The sequence below is a fragment of the Malaciobacter mytili LMG 24559 genome (genome assembly GCF_003346775.1).
Taxonomy (GTDB): domain Bacteria; phylum Campylobacterota; class Campylobacteria; order Campylobacterales; family Arcobacteraceae; genus Malaciobacter; species Malaciobacter mytili.
The window spans coordinates 212,594-232,401 of record NZ_CP031219.1; the positions used below are offsets into that span (position 1 = coordinate 212,594).

At 24.3% G+C, this 19,808-nt stretch carries 22 protein-coding genes; 7 read left to right on the forward strand and 15 right to left on the reverse strand.

Annotated features, from left to right (window positions below; translation table 11 throughout):
- Window positions 1-2: 2 nt before the first annotated feature.
- The 7 genes from AMYT_RS01095 to AMYT_RS01125 all read left to right on the forward strand — a co-directional run bounded on the left by AMYT_RS01095 (window position 3) and on the right by AMYT_RS01125 (window position 6,315).
- On the forward strand, window positions 3-1,331 hold the full coding sequence (locus AMYT_RS01095; RefSeq protein ID WP_114840731.1) for an NFACT RNA binding domain-containing protein: 1,329 nt from the start codon (window positions 3-5) through the stop codon (window positions 1,329-1,331).
- 77 nt (window positions 1,332-1,408) lie between these two features.
- Window positions 1,409-1,813, forward strand: a complete 405-nt coding sequence (locus AMYT_RS01100) for a hypothetical protein (protein WP_114840732.1) — start codon at window positions 1,409-1,411, stop codon at window positions 1,811-1,813.
- A gap of 15 nt (window positions 1,814-1,828) precedes the next feature.
- The gene (locus AMYT_RS01105; RefSeq protein WP_114840733.1) at window positions 1,829-2,788 is read left to right on the forward strand and encodes a hypothetical protein; all 960 of its coding nucleotides are present in this window, start codon (window positions 1,829-1,831) and stop codon (window positions 2,786-2,788) included.
- Between the two features lie 60 nt (window positions 2,789-2,848).
- Complete coding sequence (locus tag AMYT_RS01110; protein ID WP_114840734.1) at window positions 2,849-3,802, forward strand: hypothetical protein; 954 nt, start codon at window positions 2,849-2,851, stop codon at window positions 3,800-3,802.
- On the forward strand, window positions 3,795-4,934 hold the full coding sequence (locus tag AMYT_RS01115) for a beta-ketoacyl-ACP synthase III (RefSeq protein ID WP_114840735.1): 1,140 nt from the start codon (window positions 3,795-3,797) through the stop codon (window positions 4,932-4,934). The genes AMYT_RS01110 and AMYT_RS01115 overlap by 8 nt, the downstream gene beginning before the upstream one ends.
- Window positions 4,934-5,329 (forward strand): hypothetical protein, encoded by a 396-nt coding sequence (locus AMYT_RS01120; RefSeq protein ID WP_114840736.1) that lies wholly within the window; start codon window positions 4,934-4,936, stop codon window positions 5,327-5,329. The genes AMYT_RS01115 and AMYT_RS01120 overlap by 1 nt, the downstream gene beginning before the upstream one ends.
- Window positions 5,326-6,315 (forward strand): BtrH N-terminal domain-containing protein, encoded by a 990-nt coding sequence (locus AMYT_RS01125; RefSeq protein WP_114840737.1) that lies wholly within the window; start codon window positions 5,326-5,328, stop codon window positions 6,313-6,315. The genes AMYT_RS01120 and AMYT_RS01125 overlap by 4 nt, the downstream gene beginning before the upstream one ends.
- Before the next feature lie 11 nt (window positions 6,316-6,326).
- On the opposite strand, the gene AMYT_RS01130 is transcribed toward AMYT_RS01125, so the two are convergent.
- From AMYT_RS01130 to AMYT_RS01200, 15 genes are read right to left on the reverse strand one after another with little or no spacing between them, the layout of a single operon-like run.
- Window positions 6,327-6,941 carry a hypothetical protein gene (locus AMYT_RS01130; protein ID WP_114840738.1) on the reverse strand — a complete coding sequence of 205 codons (615 nt, stop codon included), beginning with the start codon at window positions 6,939-6,941 and terminating at the stop codon, window positions 6,327-6,329.
- 50 nt (window positions 6,942-6,991) lie between these two features.
- The gene (locus AMYT_RS01135; RefSeq protein WP_114840739.1) at window positions 6,992-7,822 is read right to left on the reverse strand and encodes a hypothetical protein; all 831 of its coding nucleotides are present in this window, start codon (window positions 7,820-7,822) and stop codon (window positions 6,992-6,994) included.
- 1 nt (window position 7,823) lies between these two features.
- Complete coding sequence (locus AMYT_RS01140) at window positions 7,824-8,975, reverse strand: beta-ketoacyl synthase N-terminal-like domain-containing protein (RefSeq protein WP_114840740.1); 1,152 nt, start codon at window positions 8,973-8,975, stop codon at window positions 7,824-7,826.
- Window positions 8,976-8,977: 2 nt separating this feature from the next.
- Window positions 8,978-9,244 carry a phosphopantetheine-binding protein gene (locus AMYT_RS01145; protein ID WP_114840741.1) on the reverse strand — a complete coding sequence of 89 codons (267 nt, stop codon included), beginning with the start codon at window positions 9,242-9,244 and terminating at the stop codon, window positions 8,978-8,980.
- A 1-nt stretch (window position 9,245) separates the two neighbouring features.
- Window positions 9,246-10,409, reverse strand: a complete 1,164-nt coding sequence (locus AMYT_RS01150; RefSeq protein ID WP_114840742.1) for an ABC transporter permease — start codon at window positions 10,407-10,409, stop codon at window positions 9,246-9,248.
- Complete coding sequence (locus AMYT_RS01155) at window positions 10,409-11,272, reverse strand: ABC transporter ATP-binding protein (protein WP_114840743.1); 864 nt, start codon at window positions 11,270-11,272, stop codon at window positions 10,409-10,411. Before AMYT_RS01155 ends, AMYT_RS01150 begins: the two co-directional genes overlap by 1 nt.
- A 34-nt stretch (window positions 11,273-11,306) precedes the next feature.
- Window positions 11,307-12,521: an AMP-binding protein gene (locus AMYT_RS01160; RefSeq protein ID WP_114840744.1), complete on the reverse strand. Its 1,215-nt coding sequence runs from the start codon at window positions 12,519-12,521 to the stop codon at window positions 11,307-11,309.
- Entirely contained in the window at window positions 12,502-14,631 is a 2,130-nt protein-coding gene (locus AMYT_RS01165; RefSeq protein WP_114840745.1) for an MMPL family transporter, read from the reverse strand. The genes AMYT_RS01160 and AMYT_RS01165 overlap by 20 nt, the downstream gene beginning before the upstream one ends.
- The gene (locus AMYT_RS01170) at window positions 14,615-15,085 is read right to left on the reverse strand and encodes a hypothetical protein (RefSeq protein WP_114840746.1); all 471 of its coding nucleotides are present in this window, start codon (window positions 15,083-15,085) and stop codon (window positions 14,615-14,617) included. The genes AMYT_RS01165 and AMYT_RS01170 overlap by 17 nt, the downstream gene beginning before the upstream one ends.
- Window positions 15,078-15,620 carry a hypothetical protein gene (locus AMYT_RS01175; protein ID WP_114840747.1) on the reverse strand — a complete coding sequence of 181 codons (543 nt, stop codon included), beginning with the start codon at window positions 15,618-15,620 and terminating at the stop codon, window positions 15,078-15,080. The genes AMYT_RS01170 and AMYT_RS01175 overlap by 8 nt, the downstream gene beginning before the upstream one ends.
- A 2-nt stretch (window positions 15,621-15,622) precedes the next feature.
- Entirely contained in the window at window positions 15,623-16,321 is a 699-nt protein-coding gene (locus AMYT_RS01180) for an SDR family NAD(P)-dependent oxidoreductase (RefSeq protein WP_114840748.1), read from the reverse strand.
- A 10-nt stretch (window positions 16,322-16,331) separates the two neighbouring features.
- A complete protein-coding gene (locus AMYT_RS01185) occupies window positions 16,332-17,852 on the reverse strand; it encodes an HAL/PAL/TAL family ammonia-lyase (protein WP_114840749.1) in 1,521 nt (506 codons plus the stop codon).
- Entirely contained in the window at window positions 17,849-18,715 is an 867-nt protein-coding gene (locus AMYT_RS01190; RefSeq protein ID WP_114840750.1) for a lysophospholipid acyltransferase family protein, read from the reverse strand. The genes AMYT_RS01185 and AMYT_RS01190 overlap by 4 nt, the downstream gene beginning before the upstream one ends.
- Window positions 18,716-19,420 (reverse strand): glycosyltransferase family 2 protein, encoded by a 705-nt coding sequence (locus AMYT_RS01195; protein ID WP_114840751.1) that lies wholly within the window; start codon window positions 19,418-19,420, stop codon window positions 18,716-18,718.
- Window positions 19,407-19,727: a hypothetical protein gene (locus tag AMYT_RS01200; protein WP_114840752.1), complete on the reverse strand. Its 321-nt coding sequence runs from the start codon at window positions 19,725-19,727 to the stop codon at window positions 19,407-19,409. Before AMYT_RS01200 ends, AMYT_RS01195 begins: the two co-directional genes overlap by 14 nt.
- Between the last annotated feature and the right edge of the window lie 81 nt (window positions 19,728-19,808).

The window sequence follows — 19,808 nt, forward strand, 5'->3', positions numbered from 1 at the left end:
TTGTGAAGTATTTTTTAATAAAACAAATAGTTGAATATCTTAAAGAAAAAGCCCAAAATATAAAGTTTATCAAGAGAATTGACAATAATATAATTATAATTGAATTTAATAATAAAGAGATCTTATATTTTGATATGACAAAAGGTAAAAGTCAAATTTATAAAAAAAATAATCAAGATACAATAAAAAAAGACTTTAATGCTCCTTTTGATATTCTTCTACAAAAAAGATTTGTAAATTCTAAAATTGAAGAGATTAGTATATATAATGAAGATAAGGTAATTAATATAAAAGTATCTTCAAGTTCTTCATATAAAAAACTAACAACTATTTTACAATTGGAGTTTACAGGTAAACATACAAATATAATAATCTTAGATGAAAATAGAATTATATTAGAGGCTTTAAGACATATAGATGAATTCTCATCAAGTAGAGTTGTAAAAGTTGGGATAAAATTAGAAGAGATACCAAAACAAAACTTTATTTTTAAAGAAGATTTTATTGAGAATATTGAAAAGTATCTATATGAAATTTATGAAATTAAAGAAAAACAGAGTTTAGAAAATCTAAAAAAACAAAAAATTTCTTTAATAAGTAAAAAGATAAATAAATTAGAAAATCTTATAAATCATTTGCCTTTAAAACAGCAATTAGAAAAAGAATCAAATCTTACTTATTTATATGCAAATATAATTTTAAGTAATATTCATAATATTAAACCTTATCAAGATATTTTAGAAGCTTATGATTATGAAGGTAATAGTATAAAAATACCTTTAGATAAAAGTATTAGTGCATCAAAGTATGCAAATGAACTTTTTAAAAAAGCAAAAAAATTAAAACAAAAATTACAAAATATTGATATAGAAAAACAAAGTTTAGAAGAAAAATTAGAGTTTTCTAAAAAGATGATTGAAAATCTACAAGAGGCAAATTCTATTGATGAAATAGAGTTTTTATTTCCTAAAAAGCAAAAGAATCAAACAAAAACAGCAAAACAGCAAAATTATGAGACATTTTTTTATAATGGATATAAAATTCTTTTAGGAAGAAGTGAAAGAGAAAATATCTATTTATTACAAAATTCAAAAGCAAGTGATTTTTGGTTTCATTTAAAAGATAGAACTTCGTGTCATGTAATAGTACAAAATAGTAAAAAAACAATCCCTGAATCAGTGATAATTAAAGCTGCTAAATTATGTGCAAAGTTTTCAGTTGAGTTTGGTGGAAAGTATCTTATTGATTATACTCAAAGAAGAAATATTAAAATTCAATCAGGTGCAAATGTTTTATATAACCCTTATACTACAATTGAAATTAACATATAAAAATATATCTTAAAATTAATAAGTATATAACTAAAGAACTGTTAAAATTTAGTTTATTAATAATTTAGGAGAGATTAATGAAAAAGCTGATTGGATTAGTAGGAACACTGTTTTTTGTAATGTTAATTGCAACAGGATGCGGAAGAGGTACAATGGTACATAATGTAGATAATAGTAGTTATATTGAATCAAAAAATATAACTATGGCACAAGTTGAACAAGCAATTACAAAAGGTGCTATAAGAAAAGGTTGGACAACTAAAAAAATCAAAACTGGTTTATTAGAATCTAAAGTAAATGTTAGAGGAAAACATTTTGTAATGGTAAATATTGCTTATAATACAAAAGGTTATAAAATTACATATAAAGATAGCCAAAATATGAATTATAATGCAGAAAACAACACTATTCACAAAAACTATAATAAATGGATAGGAAATTTAGAAAGAAATATTAATTATGAACTTTCTTTACTTAAATAGTTTTAGGAGAGTGTAGTGAAAAAAATATTAAGTCTATTAGGAAGTTTATTTTTTGTATTATTTATTATTACAGGGTGTGGAAAAGGTTCAATAGTTCAAAATATTGATAATAGCAATTATATTGATGCTAAAAATATAACTATGGCAAAAGTTGAAAAAGCAATTACAAAAGGTGCTATAAGAAAAGGCTGGACAACTAAAAAAATCAAAACTGGTTTATTGGAATCTAAAGTAAATGTTAGAGGAAAACATTTTGTAATGGTAAATATTGCTTATAATACAAAAGGTTATAAGATAATATATAAAGATAGTCAAAATATGAATTATAATCCACAAGATAATACAATTCATCCAAATTACAATAAATGGATAGGAAACTTAGAAAGAAATATAAATTATGAGTTATCATTAATTGGAGTATCTGGAAATAGCAATTCAAGAAATGTAACATCAATTGAAAGTAGTTCTGATACTACAACTATTAATAAATCACAGTATAAAAGTTCTGGTGAAATTAATACAAATAAAAATGTTATTTACATAAAAGCTATAACTCCTTATGCAAAAAATAATAGAATTGCACAAAATATTAAATCTGAGTGTACAATAAATCAACAATTAGCTGAGTTTATTCAAAAATATGCTACAGAACAAGGATTAACTGTTAAGTTTAAAAACAATATAGGTCCAAATGATTTATATTTAAATTTACAAATTGATGATGCTATAAGTCAAGGTGGAGCTTTTAGAGGACATGCTAAATTCACAACAATTTCAGGGATTTTAGTAAAAGGTAAAAAAAGCTATGGTTCATTTAAAGCTGCTAGAGTATCTGGTGGTGGTTTTTGGGGAGCTTACAAGGGTTCTTGTGCTGTTTTAGGAAGAACTGTTGAAGCTTTAGGAAAAGATGTTGCAACTTGGTTATATAGCCCAATTGATGGTGCTCAATTGGGAGATGTAGGATACCTTAGATAGCAAAGAGTTTAATTATTTATTTGGTATAATATAATATTTTTTAATATAAAGAGAGAAAATTTGAAGAAAAAAGTATTAGTTATATCATATTCTCAAACTGGACAACTAACAAAGTTAATACAAAGTGTAATAAATCCTTTAATGGGGGATGAGAATATTGAGGTTTTTATAAAAGAGATAAAACCTTTAAAAGCATATCCTTTCCCTTGGGATTTTATTACTTTTATGGACTGTTTCCCTGAGTCAGTTTATTTAGATCCTCCTAAAATTGAAAATATTGAAGATGATAATGAATATGATTTAATTATTTTGCCATATCAAGTATGGTTTTTATCTCCATCTTTACCAATTACTGCATTTTTAAAAAGTGATTATGCAAAAAGAAAGTTAAAAGGTAAACCTGTTATAACTCTTATTGGTTGTAGAAATATGTGGGTTATGGCACAAGAAAAAGTTAAGTTGCTACTAAATGAAATTGGTGCTAAATTAATAGATAATATTGTATTAATTGACCAAGGTAACTCTTTAGCAACTTTTGTAACTACTCCTAGATGGATGCTAACTGGAAAGACAGATAGTTTATGGGGACTTTTCCCAAAAGCAGGGATAAGTCAAAGGGAAATTGAAGATGCAAAAAGATTTGGTAAAGCTATAAAAAAAGCTCTTTATGCAAATAAAGAAAAAGAGTTTTCTTCAATGTGTCATGGATTAAAAGCTGTAAATGTTGATGTAAAACTAATAAAAAGTGAACAAATTGCAACAAAAAGCTTTAAAATTTGGGGAAAACTTATAAGAAAAATAGGTCCACAAGGAAGCCCTAAACGAAGACCTATTGTAATGTTATATGTGGTATTTTTACTTTTAATTATATTAACAATTGTACCTATAAATATGATAATACAAACAATAATAAGAAAAATAAATAAACAAAAAGTTTTAAAACAAAAAGAGTTTTATGAACTTCCATCTGGAAATGGTGATTATAGAATGAAGGATTTTTTTAGGAATGAATAAAGTTTATATAAATAATATACAAAAATTTATGCCAAATGAACCAGTTTCAAATAATGAAATGGAAGAGTATTTGGGATTTATTGGTGGAAAAAAATCAAAAGCAAAAAGTATTGTTTTGCGAAGTAATGGAATAAAAAGAAGATTTTATGTTCTTGAAAAAAATACTTTAAAACCACTTTTTACAAATGCACAAATAACTGCAAATGCAGTTAAGAAACTTGAAAACGATAATTTTAAGCTTGAAAAATTAGAAGCTTTATCATGTGGGACAACTTCTCCTGATCAATTAATGCCTGGACATACTTTAATGGTTCAAGGGGAATTAGGAATTAATAAAATTGAAACAATTAGTGCTTCTGGTATTTGTCTTAGTGGTATAAATGCATTAAAATACATCTATTATGGGATTAAAGCAGGAGAGCTAAATAATGGTGTTTCTACAGGTTCAGAAACTTCATCAATGGTTTTAAATTCAAGAAATTTTAAAGAAGAATCTGATTATAGAGAACTTGAAAATAATCCTGGAATTGAGTTTGAAAAAGATTTTCTAAGATGGATGCTTTCTGATGGTGCTGGAGCAATGCTTTTAGAAAATAAACCAAATAAAGATAAATTATCATTGGAAATAAAATGGATTGATATTTTATCTTATGCAGGGGAAATGCCTATATGTATGTATAGTGGCTGCGAAGTTGATGAAAATAATACTACTACTTCGTGGAGAGCTTTTGAGCAACAAGAAGTAATGAATAAATCACTTTTATCAATAAGACAAAATGTTAAGCTATTAAATGAAAATATTATTGAATACACAGTTACAAAACCCATAAAAGAGATTTTAGAAAAAAGAGATATAAAAGAAGAAGAGATAACATATTTTGTTCCCCATTATTCTTCAACATTTTTTAGACAAAAAGTATATGAAGGAATGAAAGAGGGTGGATTGGAAATACCTTTTGAAAAATGGTTTACTAATCTTACAGAGTTTGGAAATACAGGAAGTGCTTCTATTTATATTATGCTTGAAGAGTTATTTAATACAAATAGATTGAAAAAAGGTGATAAATTACTTTGTTATATTCCTGAAAGTGGAAGATTTTCTACAGCATTTATGTTTTTAGAAGTTGTTTAATGGAAAAAATAGATATACCTCAAGAAGAAAATAAAATCTTAGAAGGTCATAGAAAAGTAATGTATGTTTCAGATGAAAAAGGAGAGTTTCATACTGAAAATTATGGAAGTAGTGTAGAAGAATTTGCTACAAAAACTGCAGTTGAAGAGTTTGATTTATTGGCTAAAGAGAGCTTAAAAAAAATACAATTAAATGAAGCTTCTCCTATTGAATATTATATGTATAAAAATAGAATGGATTTTCCAACACTAGTAAGTGTAGTAGGAATGTTTTCTTTTAGAGTAAAAAGACATTTAAAAATGAAAAATTTCAAAAAATTAAGTGATAAAATTTTAAATAGATATTGTGAAGCTTTTAATATCTCTTTAGAAGAATTAAAAGGTTTTAAAGTATGAATAAAGAGTTTGAACATTCACAGTTTGCCCATTGTGAGAGTGGTACAATTTCAACTCTTTTAACAAGTTATGGTTTAAAAATTAGTGAGCCTATGGCTTTTGGAATTACAAGTTGTCTTTCTTTTGTATATCTTCCTTTTATAAAAATTAGTAATATGCCTCTTATTGCATATAGACAAATGCCAAAAAATATTATAAATAGAATATCAAAAGTTTTAAATATTAAAATGGAAAAGAGAAAATATAAAGACCCAATAAAAGCAAATGAAGAGTTATCAAAGCTAATAAATCAAAATCATTTAGTAGGTCTTCAAACTTCTGTTTTTTATCTTCCTTATTTTCCAAAGGATATGAGATTTCATTTTAATGCACATAATTTAATGGTATATAAAAAAGAAGGAAATGAATATTTTATTTCAGATCCTGTATTTGAAGATATTGTAAAGTGTGATGAAAAAGAATTAACAAAAGCTAGATTTGCCAAAGGAATTTTTGCACCAAAAGGGTTTTTATATTATCCAAAACAGATACCTACAAATATAGATTTTGAAAAGATAATAAAAAAAGCTATTAAGAAAAATGCAAATTCATTACTTACACCTTTTCCTTATGCTGGAGTTAAAGGAATGAGAAAGTTAGCAAAAAGTATTGCTTTATTAAAACTTGATAATAATGAAAGATATATAAAAAACTTTTTAACACATATTGTTAGAATGCAAGAAGAAATAGGTACTGGTGGCGGAGGTTTTAGATTTTTGTATGCAGCTTTTTTACAAGAATCAAAAAAATATAATTTAGATGAAAACCTTTTAGAAGAAGCTTCAACTTTATTTGTTAAATCTGGAAATACCTTAAGAGAGTTTGCTTTATTATGTGTTGAATCAAGTAGAAATTTAGATAAATTTAATCCTGAAAAAATCTCAGAGAAATTAATTGAAGCTTCAAAATATGAAGAAGAAGCTTCAAAACTTTTAAAAAGAGTCTAAGAGGACTCTTTTTATTCTTCAATTAGTTTTAAATTATTGTTTTCAAAAACAAATTTTTCAGAGTTATGTTTTGTTTTCCAATAATACCAAGAATTTGATGATAGTGTTCTTGTTTTGTGTTCTGGTGGAAAGCCCCTTGCAAATATAACTTCTTCTTTACTCATCCCTAGTTTAAATATAGCATTTTTTATAGCTTCTTTATTTTCAAGATTTTCTAAATCTACTTTACTTAAAGCAAAAGTTCTTTTAAAAAGCTGTTCTAAAGTTCTATGTTTACTATGTTTTGTTCTTACATAAGCATATAGTTTGTCATTATGTTCAAAAAAGATTTTATTTGTATCTAGTTTTACGATTTTTATTTGTGAGTTTATTGGTAGAAGCTTACCATAATTATAGTTAGTAGATGCAATAGTATAATCAGAAGCAAAAGGAATATTCCCTTCATTGAAAGATCTATTATTTGATACACTATCATAAGTGGGTTTTTCTTCAAACCACATATTAACTTGTGTATAATATGTTTTCTTTAAAGCATCATTTTCAAGGGATACTTTAGAGTTTTTGCTACAAGCAGAAAATAGTAATAAACTTAAAAGTACTAAAATACTAAGAGATAAATTTTTCATAAATAGACCTTTTTATTTTCATTATATAATAAAAATCTATTAAATTGTAATTAAATAGTAATATAAATAACAATAAATTTATTATTTATATCTTTTGCAATATGAGCAAGTTTGCCTTTATGCTTTAAAAGTTCAAAAAAACTTAAAGCTCCATCACAACCAAAAAAATCATCTGAAGACAGTAGTTTATTATCTTTTAAAAAATTTTTTAGTTCTTCATCAAATAAAGCATGAAAATTAAGTGAAATTATTGAGTTTTTTAAATTGAAACTATTTTTAAATTCTAAAAAATTTGAATATTCACAAATATCATCTATTTTGGCTAAGGCATTTACAGGATTATTATTGGCATAAAGCCACAAACTGCCATCTTTTGGGTTTTTATTAAAAAATTCAGGAAGATAAGTTTTATACTCTTTTATATTTTCTAAAGATTCATCCACTGCCCCAACTAATACATTTGTAACTTCATTTATCTCTAAATCAAATTTTGAAAGTTGTAAGGCTTTTTCAAAAGAGAAATTTTTACTTGTAATAACCATATTTTTGCCATTTGCATTAATAGCTTTTGAAACATAAAAACTAACATTATTAGTATTTATATTTAAAAAATCAAAAGGCATAATCATATTATTGGGTTCATTAACTATACTTAAAACCTTATCCACATCACTAATTGGACCAGATTCTGTTGCTACATATATTCCTATATTATCTTCTAAAGAGATGTCTTTTGTGCATAATAAAGCTCCATAAACAGCTAAAATATTAAACTTACTAGATCTTCTTAGGTTTATAGAAGATAGCTTTTTTAATTCATCTCTATACTCTTTTATTTGTTTATTGCTATTTAAGATATTTGATATTGAGTGAATATACATCCTAATCCTTATTACTTAAAATAATAGAAGTATTATTTCCACCAAAAGCCACAAAATTAAATAAAAAAGTTGCATTTTTTAAATAAGGAAGATTTTGTTCTAAAGGAGTAAAAACTACATCTTCTGCTGGTGTTTCAAATCCAAAAGTAGCAGGTAAAAATCCACTTTTTAATGAATATATCATTAAAACTATTTCATTTGTACCACAAGCACCTAAAGTATGACCAATTGTAGGTTTTAAGGCAGTAACCTTTGTAGTTTGATTATATTTTTCAAATAAAAGCTTAATTGCTTTAGCTTCTGAAAGGTTATTATTTTCACTTCCTGTTGCATGGGCTTTAATACAATCAATATCTTTTAATTGTAAATTTGAAGCTTTTAAAGCTTGATTCATTGTATTAAAAATAGGTATTCCTGATGGGTTACTTGTAGTTTCAGAATAGTTATCACAAATATTTGAAGAACTTAAATATTTAAAATCAAAGTCAGTTTTCTTTTTTGAATCTAAAATAACAGCAGAACAGGCTTCTCCTAAAATTATTCCATCACTATTTTTATCAAAAGGTCTATAAACTTTATTTTTTGATAAAAGCATTAATGATGAAAAACCACCATATGTTGAACTATTATATAATTCAATTCCAATTACAATGGCTCTTTTTATCTTTTTTGTTTGTATTAATTTTGAGGCATAACAAAGGGCATTAGCACTAGAAGTACAAGCTGTTGTAAAAAGAATTGATTTATATTTTGAATCAATAAGTTCTTCAATATATTCACCAATTGAACCATTCCCAATATCTTTAAAGGCTAAGGAGCTTTTATTATTTAAAAATGAGTTTCTATACTCTTCATTTGAAGACATTTCCATAGAAGTTGAACCTATAAAGATATGTAACTCTTTTTGTTCTTCTTTTGATAGCTTTGCATCTTTTATTGCATCAAAAATTACTTTTTTTAATATAGTTTTATATTTCTCTTCGGCACTTATAAAATCGAAATTACTTATTGCATAAAAAAGGTTATCTTTAAAAATATTTTCTAAATTTTTAATATAACTTTCTTGTGTTAAATTTTTTAAATTTGTAGAGATTTCTTTAAAATTATCTCCCATATTACAAATAAGTGAAGTTCCAATTATATATGAATTCAAATCTACTCCGGTTGTATATGATCTGCTAAAGTATTAATTGATGCCATAATTTTTCTTAGTTTTTTACTATCATTTGCATCAATACCATATTTTTTATGAAGTGCCATAGAGATTTGTAAAGCATCCATTGAATCCAATTCTAACTTTGTATCACTACCAAATAAAATTTCATCATCAGATATTTCTTGGGGTTCTATATCCTTATCACACTCTTCAATAATTAGTTGTTTTAATTCTAGTTTTAATGCTTCATCTTGTGAACCTATCAATCTAACTCCTCTTTTTTAATAATATATAAGCTATAACTAAACAAATTATAGCGAAAAATAACATTCTATATACATAACTTGAAATATCAGAAAAGTCTCCACCTCTTACAAAAACCTCTAAAAAACTCTCTAAAGCCCAAGACATTGGTGAGAAATTAGTTGCTTCTTGCATAAACTGTGGCATTACAAATTTAGGGACCATAATCCCCCCAAGTGCAGCTAAAATAATATTTGAAACTCCCCCATAAGTTGTTGCTTCTTCTGTAGTTTTACTAATATTTGCAATTAGTAAAGCAAAAGAAATAGAAGAGATACTTACAATACTCGAAACTAAAAATATCATAGAATAATTTCCTAAAATCTCAAGCTTATCTCCTCCTAGCAAAGGAACTATATATATACCAACTAAAATCATAAAAATAACTTGTATTTGATTTATTAGGTAATAAGGAAAAATTTTACTTATTAAGATGGGTAAAAGTGATACGTTTATACTTCTTATTCTATTAATTGTTCCAAAGTTTTTTTCATTTATAAAAGTATTTGAAATAGGAATTAAGATAAAAAACATAGAAAATACTAACCAAGCTGGAACACTTTGTTGTACAGAAGTTGGTTTTAATACTATATTTTCATTTTTATAAATAATATTTGTGTCTATAACTTCATTTAAATTTGTAAGTGTTTTTGAATCTATATTTTGCATAGATAAAAACTCTTTTAAGATTGTTGTTTTTGAAGAATTTACAATCAAACTTTTTAAAAGTTCAATTTTTTGTTGTTGGGAGTCTGGTTTTGTAAATATTTCTATTTTAAACTCTTTATCATTATTTTTAATTTTATCTAAATATAAAGAGTCAATTGAAATAATAAAATCATAATTTTTATCATATAAAAGCTCTTTTGTGTCTTCTTTTATAAGTTGATATTTTGTTTCAAAAAAGCTACTATTATTAATGTCACTAATTAATGTTTGTATTTTTTCATTATTTTCTTTAGTAATAATTGCTACTTTTAATTTCACATCAATAGTATTTGAATAGCTATTTTTAAGTGCCAAAGACATAATTAAAATAAAAAGAGTAGGCATTATAAAAAGCACTAATAGAGCATGAATATCTCTAAAGATTAAGGTAAATTCTTTTTTTAGTAAATATTTAAACATTAGTCTCTTAAATCCTGTTTTGTTAAGTTTAAAAACATATCTTCTAAACTTTTGTGTCCAAAATCTATATGTTTAATTTTTAAATTTTCTTGTTTTATTTTATAAAATAAACATACCAACTGTTCATAATCCTCTTTTATACTTATCTCTTGTGTTGTATTATTTTCAAATATTATCTTAATTAGCGAATTTTTATAAATTAGCTCATCTTTTTTTTCTTGTAAGATGATTTTTGAATTATCCAAAATAGCTATTTCATCACATAAATACTCAACTTCTTCCATATAATGTGAAGTATAAATAATCGTAGTATTTTTTTCTTTATTAATATTTTTTATTACATTTAAAATATATTTTCTTGATTGGGGATCAATTCCTACTGTTGGTTCATCTAAATATAAAATTTTTGGATTATTTAAAAGACCAATTGCTATATTTAACCTTCTTTTTAATCCACCTGAATAAGTGTGTGCTTGCCTATTTATATATTTTTCTAAAGAAGTAGCTTCAATACAATATTCTATTCTTTTTTTTAGCTCATTTGCTTTTAATCCATATAATGCACCAAAAAATTCCAAGTTTTCATATGTGGTAAGTTTTGGATAAAAAGCATAAGTTTGTGGAACATAACTACTTATAGATTTTATCTCATTTGCATGTTTATCTAAATCAAATCCAAAAACCTTTACAATTCCATTATCTTTTGGAATTAAAAAGTTTAAAATAGAAACAAGAGTGGTTTTGCCTGCACCATTTGGTCCTAACAGTCCAAATACTGACCCCTCTTTTATACTTAAGTTTAGATTTTCTAAGATTTTATGTTTTTTGTATGCTTTATTTAAATTTGAAATTTCTATAGACATTTGGTTTCTTTAATTTTTGAAAGTATAACAAAAGTTATATTATTTTCAATTTTTTACCCACACTTGAAGTTGGTATTTTATCAACAACTTTTAATTTTATAGAGAATTTTAAATTTGATAAATTATGTTTTAAATACTCTTTAATCTCTTTTGTTGAAAACTCTTTTTTACTCTCTATTGTTATATCTAAACTTTCATCTTTTAAAGAGCTATCTTTATTGCATACAAAAACTAGTGCTTTTGAAATATCTTTATGCTCTTCTAAAAGTTGTTCTATTTGAATAGTAGAGTATCTTTTCCCTGCAATTTTAAGTATTTGGGAACTTCTTCCTATTAGTTTAAATTTATTATCAATAAGTTCAATATAATCAAAAGTTTGAAGTTGTGAATTAATATCTTTAAACTCTTTTTCAAATATAGTTTTTGAAACAAAAGAAGATTGTATTTTTAATTCATTATCTTTATTTGTAGAAATTTCTACACTTTCAAAAGGAGTCCATAACTCTTCATCATTATATTTATATGCAATTCCTCCTGTTTCTGTTGAACCAAAAATTTGAATTACATTTGTATTGAATTTTTGTGAGAATTCTTTTGCATTTTGTGCATCTAAAGGACCTGTTGAGCTAATAAAAACAGAAGTTCTTAAATCCTTTTGTGAACTAATTTTATTTAAAGCTTTTATATATAAAGGTGTAGTTATTATTAAAGAATTCTCTTCTATTAAATTTAGTAAATCATTTGGTAAAAAATGCTGTTTTAAAACTATATCAATATTATTATATAAAGGATAAATAATCCCCATTAATGTTCCATAAATATGTATAAAAGGAACAGTAACTATTACTCTTTTAATTTTATATTTTTCCAATAATTTTGAAGAGATTTTAATTTCATTTTCCAAGTGTTCTTTAGTTTTTAAAGCTCCCACTGGCTCCCCTGTACTTCCACTTGTAAAAAATATCATAGAAAAATCTTTTTTATCAAAAATAGTCTTTTCATTAAAACTGGTTTTGTATTCAGGGATATTTAAAGCTTTTAATTTATTTTCTATTATTTTATTTGTATGATCAAATAAAATAACCTTTGAGTTTGAATAATAAGCTTCTATTATTTTTAGAGCATTTAAGGCTTTTTTATCAGAACTAATATACCCTAGATGATTTTCTAACTCTTTATTATAAAAATTGTTTTTTTCTAAAGAATAGGTATTTATTGTTAAATCATCATTATGCACAATTAGTTTCATTATTTGACCTTTTTGAAAATATTAATAGTAAAGCAATAGCAATAATTCCTATAGTTGCAATTACTCCAATTGCCTTTAAAGAGTTTATTTTACTAAAAATTAAAACTCCAAATCCAGCAAAAGTGCTAAGTAAAGAGTATATTATTGCTTCTTTTGTTTTTTTATCCAATCGTTTTGAAGTATATATTCCATAATCAATAGAAAAAGATAAAAGTATAAAAATCATAAAAATATGTAAAATATTAAATTCTATAAAATATGATGAAATAAAAATTAAACATAAAGGGAAAACTATATAATTAAAAGAGTTTAAAAACTCTTTTTTTGTAATTATAAATAATAAACTAAAGATTATAATAAGTGCAATTGCACCAAAAAAAAGTAGTTCATTTTTAACTTTAAGTAGAGATTTTTCAAATAGCAAAGTCATACTTAAAGGATATACAAAGTCAAATTTTTCTATATTCTTTAGCTCATCTTTTTTTATAGTTACATAAGATAAAAGTGAGTTATTATGTTTGATAATATCTATGTTTAATTGTTTTAGTTCTTCTATCGTATCGTAAGTTATGGTTTTTTCTTGTATCTTATATGCATCAGTAAAAAAATCTTTTCTAAATCCAAGCTTTGAAGCTTCAATACCTATTGTATTTTTTAATTGTAAAAATTCTTTGCTTTGTAAAAGAGTATTTCTTTGTTTTAAAATCTCTTCATTTACTAAATAAGCTAAAGGAGATTTTATATATTTTACTTCTTGTTTAATTTTTTCAATATTTAAAATTAACTCATCAATATTTTTTGCTGTTATTAAAATCTTTATAATATTATCTTCTTTTAAATTTTTATTGAAAAACTCTTCTTTTTCTTTTAAAACTTTATTATCATAATCTAAATTTTTTAAATTTAAATCAAATGTAATAAATTGAGAAAAAACAATTAAAACTATTAAGGAAAATACAAAAATGATCTTTGGAGAAATTAGTTCTAGTTTTAAACTAAAAGTTTTATTTTGTTTTGGTAAAAATCCAATTTTAGGGAAAAGAAAAGAGAATTGTAAATATGAAATTGTTAAAGAAATAACTGCAAAAATACAAATATGAGTAATTAAATCAAAAGAGACAAAACTAATTGTAAAGAAAACTAAAAGAGTTGTTAAAAAGCCATAAAAAACCTCTTTATTAAACTTTTTATTATTTGAATAATATCCGTGAATATAGTTATGAAACATATAATCAATGGCAACAGTACTAATTGAAATCCCAAAAACTATTACAAAAATAGAAATTTCATTAAATAAAGAAGTTACTATTACTATTGATAAAATAGTAGAAGTTGCTAATGCAGTTAAAGTATTTAAAAGTAAAGAGAAGTTTCTTAAAATAACTAAATACAATAAAAGAAGAATAATAGTTGCTATTAAAATAATCTTATTTACATCATCTTTAATTGCTTTTTCATTTTCTACATAATAAAAAATTGGAGAGAAAACTATAATCTCTTGGTAATTCTTTGTAATACTATTTACACTATTATAAAGCTTTTTATACTCTTGCAAAGAGTTTAGTTTTTCATCTATCATAAAAAATGAAATATAACCAAAATCACCAATAGTAATATGAGAGTTTTTTAAATTAAATACTAAGTGTAAACTCTCATCTTTAAAAAGTTTAAAAGGGTCTTGTTTATCTATAAGAATAGGGAAAAAAGAGTTATTTAAATTCTCATATAAAGTAGTAAGTTCTTGTTTTATATTAATATTTTCAAATCTTTGTTTATCAAACTCTTTATAATATAGTTTAAACTCTTGTTTATAAGTTTCCAATTGATTATTATAAAAAACTTTTTTTAAAGTTAAACCCTCTATTTTTGAAAGTTCTTCTTCTAATTTTATAGTTTTGTTATAAGATTCTTTTTCAAGTCCTTTAACACTTAAAAGTAAAAGCTTTGAACTTTTAAATTTATCATACTCTTGTAAAAATGATTTTTCTTCACTTTTAGGAAGTAAAGTTAAAATACTATTTGAGATTTTACTAAAGCTATTTGTATTTATTAATACTATTATAGAAAAAAGAAAAAGTATAAAAACTAGATATTTAATTAGTTTGTTCAATTATAATCCTATCATTATTGTGTAAATAAATTTTTAGAAAAATTAGTTTTTCTTTCTTTTTTTTATATTCAACTTTTTGCATATATTTTGAAATAATCTCTTTGGGAGCTAAAAGTATTAAATCATTTTGTTTTTCTTGAATAAAGAATTTATTAATTACATTTGAATTATTATGAAAAATTCCTTCTAAAATTAGAAAGTATATCTTTGCTGCAATATTATTAAGCTCTATTTGTTCCTTATCTTTAATTTTATAAAGTTTGTCATTTTTAAAATATAAAGTCTCTTTACTATTTTTATACCAAGTTTTTATACTATTTTCTTTAAATTCTATAAAACCTTTTTTATAAATAGAATTATCCAAAGCATAAAGGTATCTTTCTTCTTTAAACTCAATAACCAAAGCAAAAGAAAAATTAAAAAAGATTAATAAAAAAAATAGAAATTTATGCATCTTTTAAACTCTTATTAAAAATAAATTTTTTATGCAAAAATTGTAAAATTCCTGCAAATATAAAAATAAAATACCAGCCAAATGAACTGTAATATAACCAAAAACTTATATTTTCACTAATAAAAATATAAAAGTGAATTAAACAATTTACTAAAGCTGTAAAAAACCAAAAAAGAGTACTTTTATAAATATACTCTTCTTCTTTTTTATCAATATTTTTTTTGCTAAATTTCTTTGCAAAAAAAAGAATAATAGAAGTTTTATTTATATAACTTATTAAAATTAAAGCAGTAAAAAATATAGCTATTAATAAAGGTAAAACTTTTAAAATATAAAAAGATTCAATAAAATATGTAATAACTGCAATAAAAATATAAACTAAAGGATATAAAGCCTGCTTATAGTCTTTTTTAATTGTTATAAAAAACCAAAGAAGGCTTATAATAAATATGTTTATACAAACAATTTTTATATCAAAATATCTTAGCGAAAAAAACACAAAAGGTGCATATAACAAAGATATTAAGATATTCATATTTACCTAACCATTGCTCCACTTATATTTAAAACTTCTCCACTTACATAAGTTGCTTCTACTCCCATAAAATATGCACATTTAGCAACTTCTTTAGCCTCTCCTAATCTTCCAAGAGGAATACTTTTTTTTAGCTCTTTTATATTTGGAATATTTTCAATCATTTCTGATTTGATAATTCCTGGGGCTAAAGCATTTACTCTAATATTATATCTTCCAAGTTCAATAGCTAACGTTTTTGTAAAAGCAATAACTCCACCTTTACTTGCACTATAATTAGCCTGCCCAGCATTTCCTCCAATCCCAGAGATAGAAGCTATATTAACAATACTTCCTTTTTTATTCATCATCATTTTTTTAGAAATTACTTTTGTAACAAAAAATGCCCCATTTAAATTTGTATTTATAACATCTTCCCACTCTTCATCACTCATAAAGAAAAATAAGTTATCTTTTATAATTCCAGCATTATTTATTAGTACATCAACTTCAAGGTCCTCTAAAGTAGTTTTAATTGATTCTTTATCTTTCATATTAAAAGTGATTAATTCTCCTTGATTATTAATCTCTTCTAAGATTTCAGTTGCTTTTTGTTTATTACTATTGTAATGAATATATACATAAAATCCATTTTTTGCATACTCTTTTACAATAGCTTCCCCAATACTTCCTGTTGCTCCTGTTACTAATACTTTTTGCATCTTTTCTTCTTTAAATAAATTTTTTATTTTGAATTAGAGTATTAATTGCTTCAATATCAAAATCCATTCTTCTATCTTCATAAAGAGGTTTAATAATAGTTCTTGTAATATCATAGATATTTTTTAGATGAGGTGAAACTTCTTTTGAGCCTCTAATATCAACAGCTTGTGCCATACCTATAAAGGCAATTGATAGCATATTATATAAATCTGGAATCATTTTTGCAAAATCGTTTGCTGCAGTAGTTCCCATAGAAACTTTATCTTGGTTTAAAGATTCTGTTGGTCTTGAGTGAATTGAAGCTGCTGTTGTATTTTTTATAACATCAGCACTTAATGAGCTAAGACTTATTTGCATAGCTTTAAAACCATGATAATATGGCTCTTTTGAAAGTTTTAAATTTTCTCCTAAACCTCTATTGAATTTATGATCAACTAGTAGTGCAAACTCTTTATCTAATAAATCAGCTAAATTAGCTGCGCATATTTTTAAAGTATCCATAGCATGTGCCACATATCCACCATAGAAGTTCCCAGATGTATAGATTTTTTGATTTTCACCATCAATTAAAGGGTTGTCATTTACTGAGTTTATTTCTGTTTCTACCCATTTTTTTGAAATATCTAGATTATCTCTTATTACTCCTAATACTTGAGGAGCACATCTCATTGAATAAGTATCTTGAATATTTAAATCATTATCTGCAAAAAACTTATCATATCTATCATCTCTTCCATGAGTTAATTTTGAACCAGCAATTTTTCTTTTAATATTTTTTGCACTTGCAATTTGACCATCAAAAGGTTTTGAATCATGTACAAAATCTTCAACAGGAGTATCATCTCCTAATAAAACTTCAAACATTCCAGCTACATATGATTCCATTGAGTCTAAGATTGTTTCAAACTCTTCAATTGCTGCAAGGGCAATAGCACTCATAACTGTTGTACCATTCATAATAGCTAAAGCCTCTTTTGGTTTAAATTCATAAGGTTGAATATTTAACTGTTCATATACTTCTTGAACAGGTTTAATTTCCCCTTTATAATATACTTCTCTTTCCCCTGCAATAACGGCAGCTATATATGATAAAGGAGTTAAATCTCCACTAGCTCCCACTGAACCTTGAGATGGAATTACAGGAATAATATCTTCTTTTATTAAAAATTCAAGTCTTTTTAGTAATTCTACACTAACTCCAGATCTAGCTTTACTTAAAGAAATAGTTCTCATAATAACAGCATATCTACAAACTTTATAAGATAGTTTTGTTCCTATTCCACAACCATGAAATCTAAAAAGGTTTTTTTGTAAAGTTTTACTATCTTCATAACTTACATAATTTTTACCACTTGCTCCATATCCTGTAGTAATTCCATAAATTGGCTTACCTTCTTTTATTTGATTCATTAAAAAATCATGAGTATGGTTAATATAGTTTAAAAAGTTTTCATCTTTTGAAATCTCAATATTGCAAGATTGTATAATCTCTTTTAGTGTTATATATCTTTTATCAATTAATAAATTCATTTTTTCTCCCAAAAATCATAAAAATTAAACCATTGTAATGGATATTCTTTTAGTATATTAGTTAAAGCTTTTACATATTGCTTCATAGCAATATCAATAGCAACATCCTCTTTTTTTGTTTTATCTAATTGTATTCTTTTATATAAAAGTTCATATTCTCTTGTATTCTTTAGTATTACAAATAAAACAATAATTGGTTTGTTTGTCTTATATGCAATTAAAAAAGGATTTTTATTAAAATATGCTTTTTCATTAAAAAAATCTAAACAGTATTCATATTTTTCATTTAAGGCTCTATCTCCCATAAAAGCTACAGATTCATTTTCCAATAAGGCATTGCCAATGGCAATTGAAGTTGCAAGTGAACCTTTTGAAATATCTATTATTTTTACACAATCTTGGTTTTTTTTATTTAGTAATTCTTCAAACTCTTTAGCATTTTTTATCATGGCTTCATTCATTACTACATTGATTTTTACATTTTCAACATTAAAATAATTACTTGCAGTTGCCCAGCCACCAAAATGGTTTGATACTATAAGTGCCCCATTTTTTACATCTTCTAGTAAAACTTTTCTATCTTTATATAAAAAAGTATAATCTTCAGGATTAGCTTTTGAAATAAATCTATCTGAAGTTGTAAGTGCATAGTTAAATAGGTGTTTAAAAAAGATTTTATTTGTAAATTTTATTCCAAGTTTTAAATAATATTTTTTTAAGGCTTTTCTTACATTTGATGCAAATAAAAAGTAGTATAGCACTACAAAATATAAAGAATAATATACACTTTTATATCCAAAAATTTTATAAAAAGTATATAGTGTTTTTACTATTGGACCACCAACTCTTTGTTTAGCTGACATTTACAAAATACCTTTTAATAAAAATATTTTTTGTAAAAAAAGTTTTAAGTGTAAAAGAGTAATAGAGATGGTATCTTTATAGTTATTAAAATGACTAACCCTCTCTTCAGGAGTTGGATAATAACACTCAATAGTAGTATCTGATATTTTTTTATATTTCCAATAATGTTTTACTAAAACTTCTGCTTCAAAATTAAATCTTTTACTTTTTATACCTAAATCAAGTATAGAAACAGGATATAACCTAAAGCCTGTTAAAGAATCAGTTATATCATAGCCACTATTTAGTTTAATCCAAAAATTATGAAAGGCTCTTCCTATTTTGGATTTTTTAGGTACATTTTCTATTTCAAAGTTTCTTGAACCTATAACTATTTGATTATCTGTTGTAATACAATTTTGTAATTTATATATTTCACTTGCAAGATGTTGCCCATCCCCATCCATACTTACAAAATAGTTATATCCTAATTCTTTTGCTTTTTTAGCACCTGTTAAAATTGCTTCACCCTTCCCAAGATTAGTTTCATGTCTTAAAATTATAATATTAGGATGACTTGGGATTAAATCGCTAACTTTAATTTGTGAACCATCATCAATAACTATTAATTTATAATTATTCTTTAATACATCATCAGTTACATTTTTTATTGTTTTAGGGTTATTATATGTGGGAATTATGACTATTATATTATTCTGTGACAAAAGTAAACTCACTACATTTTTGATTATCTTTTTTTGTTATAACTAAAAAAGAATTATTTTTATTGTTTATCTCAAATTTTATTTTATCATTTGGTAAAATTGGATTTATAAATTTTGCTTTTTTTATAAGTATAACTTTTTTTTCTAATAAATTACTTGCTATATCTATTTGTAAAAAAGCAGGCAAAAGACTATTCTCTGGGAAATGAGCTTGAAATATCGGATGATTTTTATCTGAAAAAAGAATTTCATAATTAAAGAAATTTTCATTAATTTCACTATTTAAAATCCTATATAAATTGTGCAATAAATTCTCCCAAAATGAATAATAATTAAGTTAGATATTTTATCAAAAGTTAACTAAGTATATAATAATGCAATCATTTTC

What these genes read in the sequence shown, in the direction of transcription:
- AMYT_RS01100 (WP_114840732.1), top strand. Translation starts at nt 1,409, where the DNA reads ATGAAAAAGCTGATTGGATTAGTAGGAACACTGTTTTTTGTAATGTTA.
- AMYT_RS01115 (WP_114840735.1), top strand. Translation starts at nt 3,795, where the DNA reads ATGAATAAAGTTTATATAAATAATATACAAAAATTTATGCCAAATGAA.
- AMYT_RS01120 (WP_114840736.1), top strand. Translation starts at nt 4,934, where the DNA reads ATGGAAAAAATAGATATACCTCAAGAAGAAAATAAAATCTTAGAAGGT.
- AMYT_RS01125 (WP_114840737.1), top strand. Translation starts at nt 5,326, where the DNA reads ATGAATAAAGAGTTTGAACATTCACAGTTTGCCCATTGTGAGAGTGGT.
- AMYT_RS01130 (WP_114840738.1), bottom strand. Translation starts at nt 6,941, where the DNA reads ATGAAAAATTTATCTCTTAGTATTTTAGTACTTTTAAGTTTATTACTA.
- AMYT_RS01135 (WP_114840739.1), bottom strand. Translation starts at nt 7,822, where the DNA reads ATGTATATTCACTCAATATCAAATATCTTAAATAGCAATAAACAAATA.
- AMYT_RS01150 (WP_114840742.1), bottom strand. Translation starts at nt 10,409, where the DNA reads ATGTTTAAATATTTACTAAAAAAAGAATTTACCTTAATCTTTAGAGAT.
- AMYT_RS01155 (WP_114840743.1), bottom strand. Translation starts at nt 11,272, where the DNA reads ATGTCTATAGAAATTTCAAATTTAAATAAAGCATACAAAAAACATAAA.
- AMYT_RS01160 (WP_114840744.1), bottom strand. Translation starts at nt 12,521, where the DNA reads ATGAAACTAATTGTGCATAATGATGATTTAACAATAAATACCTATTCT.
- AMYT_RS01170 (WP_114840746.1), bottom strand. Translation starts at nt 15,085, where the DNA reads ATGCATAAATTTCTATTTTTTTTATTAATCTTTTTTAATTTTTCTTTT.
- AMYT_RS01175 (WP_114840747.1), bottom strand. Translation starts at nt 15,620, where the DNA reads ATGAATATCTTAATATCTTTGTTATATGCACCTTTTGTGTTTTTTTCG.
- AMYT_RS01180 (WP_114840748.1), bottom strand. Translation starts at nt 16,321, where the DNA reads ATGCAAAAAGTATTAGTAACAGGAGCAACAGGAAGTATTGGGGAAGCT.
- AMYT_RS01185 (WP_114840749.1), bottom strand. Translation starts at nt 17,852, where the DNA reads ATGAATTTATTAATTGATAAAAGATATATAACACTAAAAGAGATTATA.
- AMYT_RS01190 (WP_114840750.1), bottom strand. Translation starts at nt 18,715, where the DNA reads ATGTCAGCTAAACAAAGAGTTGGTGGTCCAATAGTAAAAACACTATAT.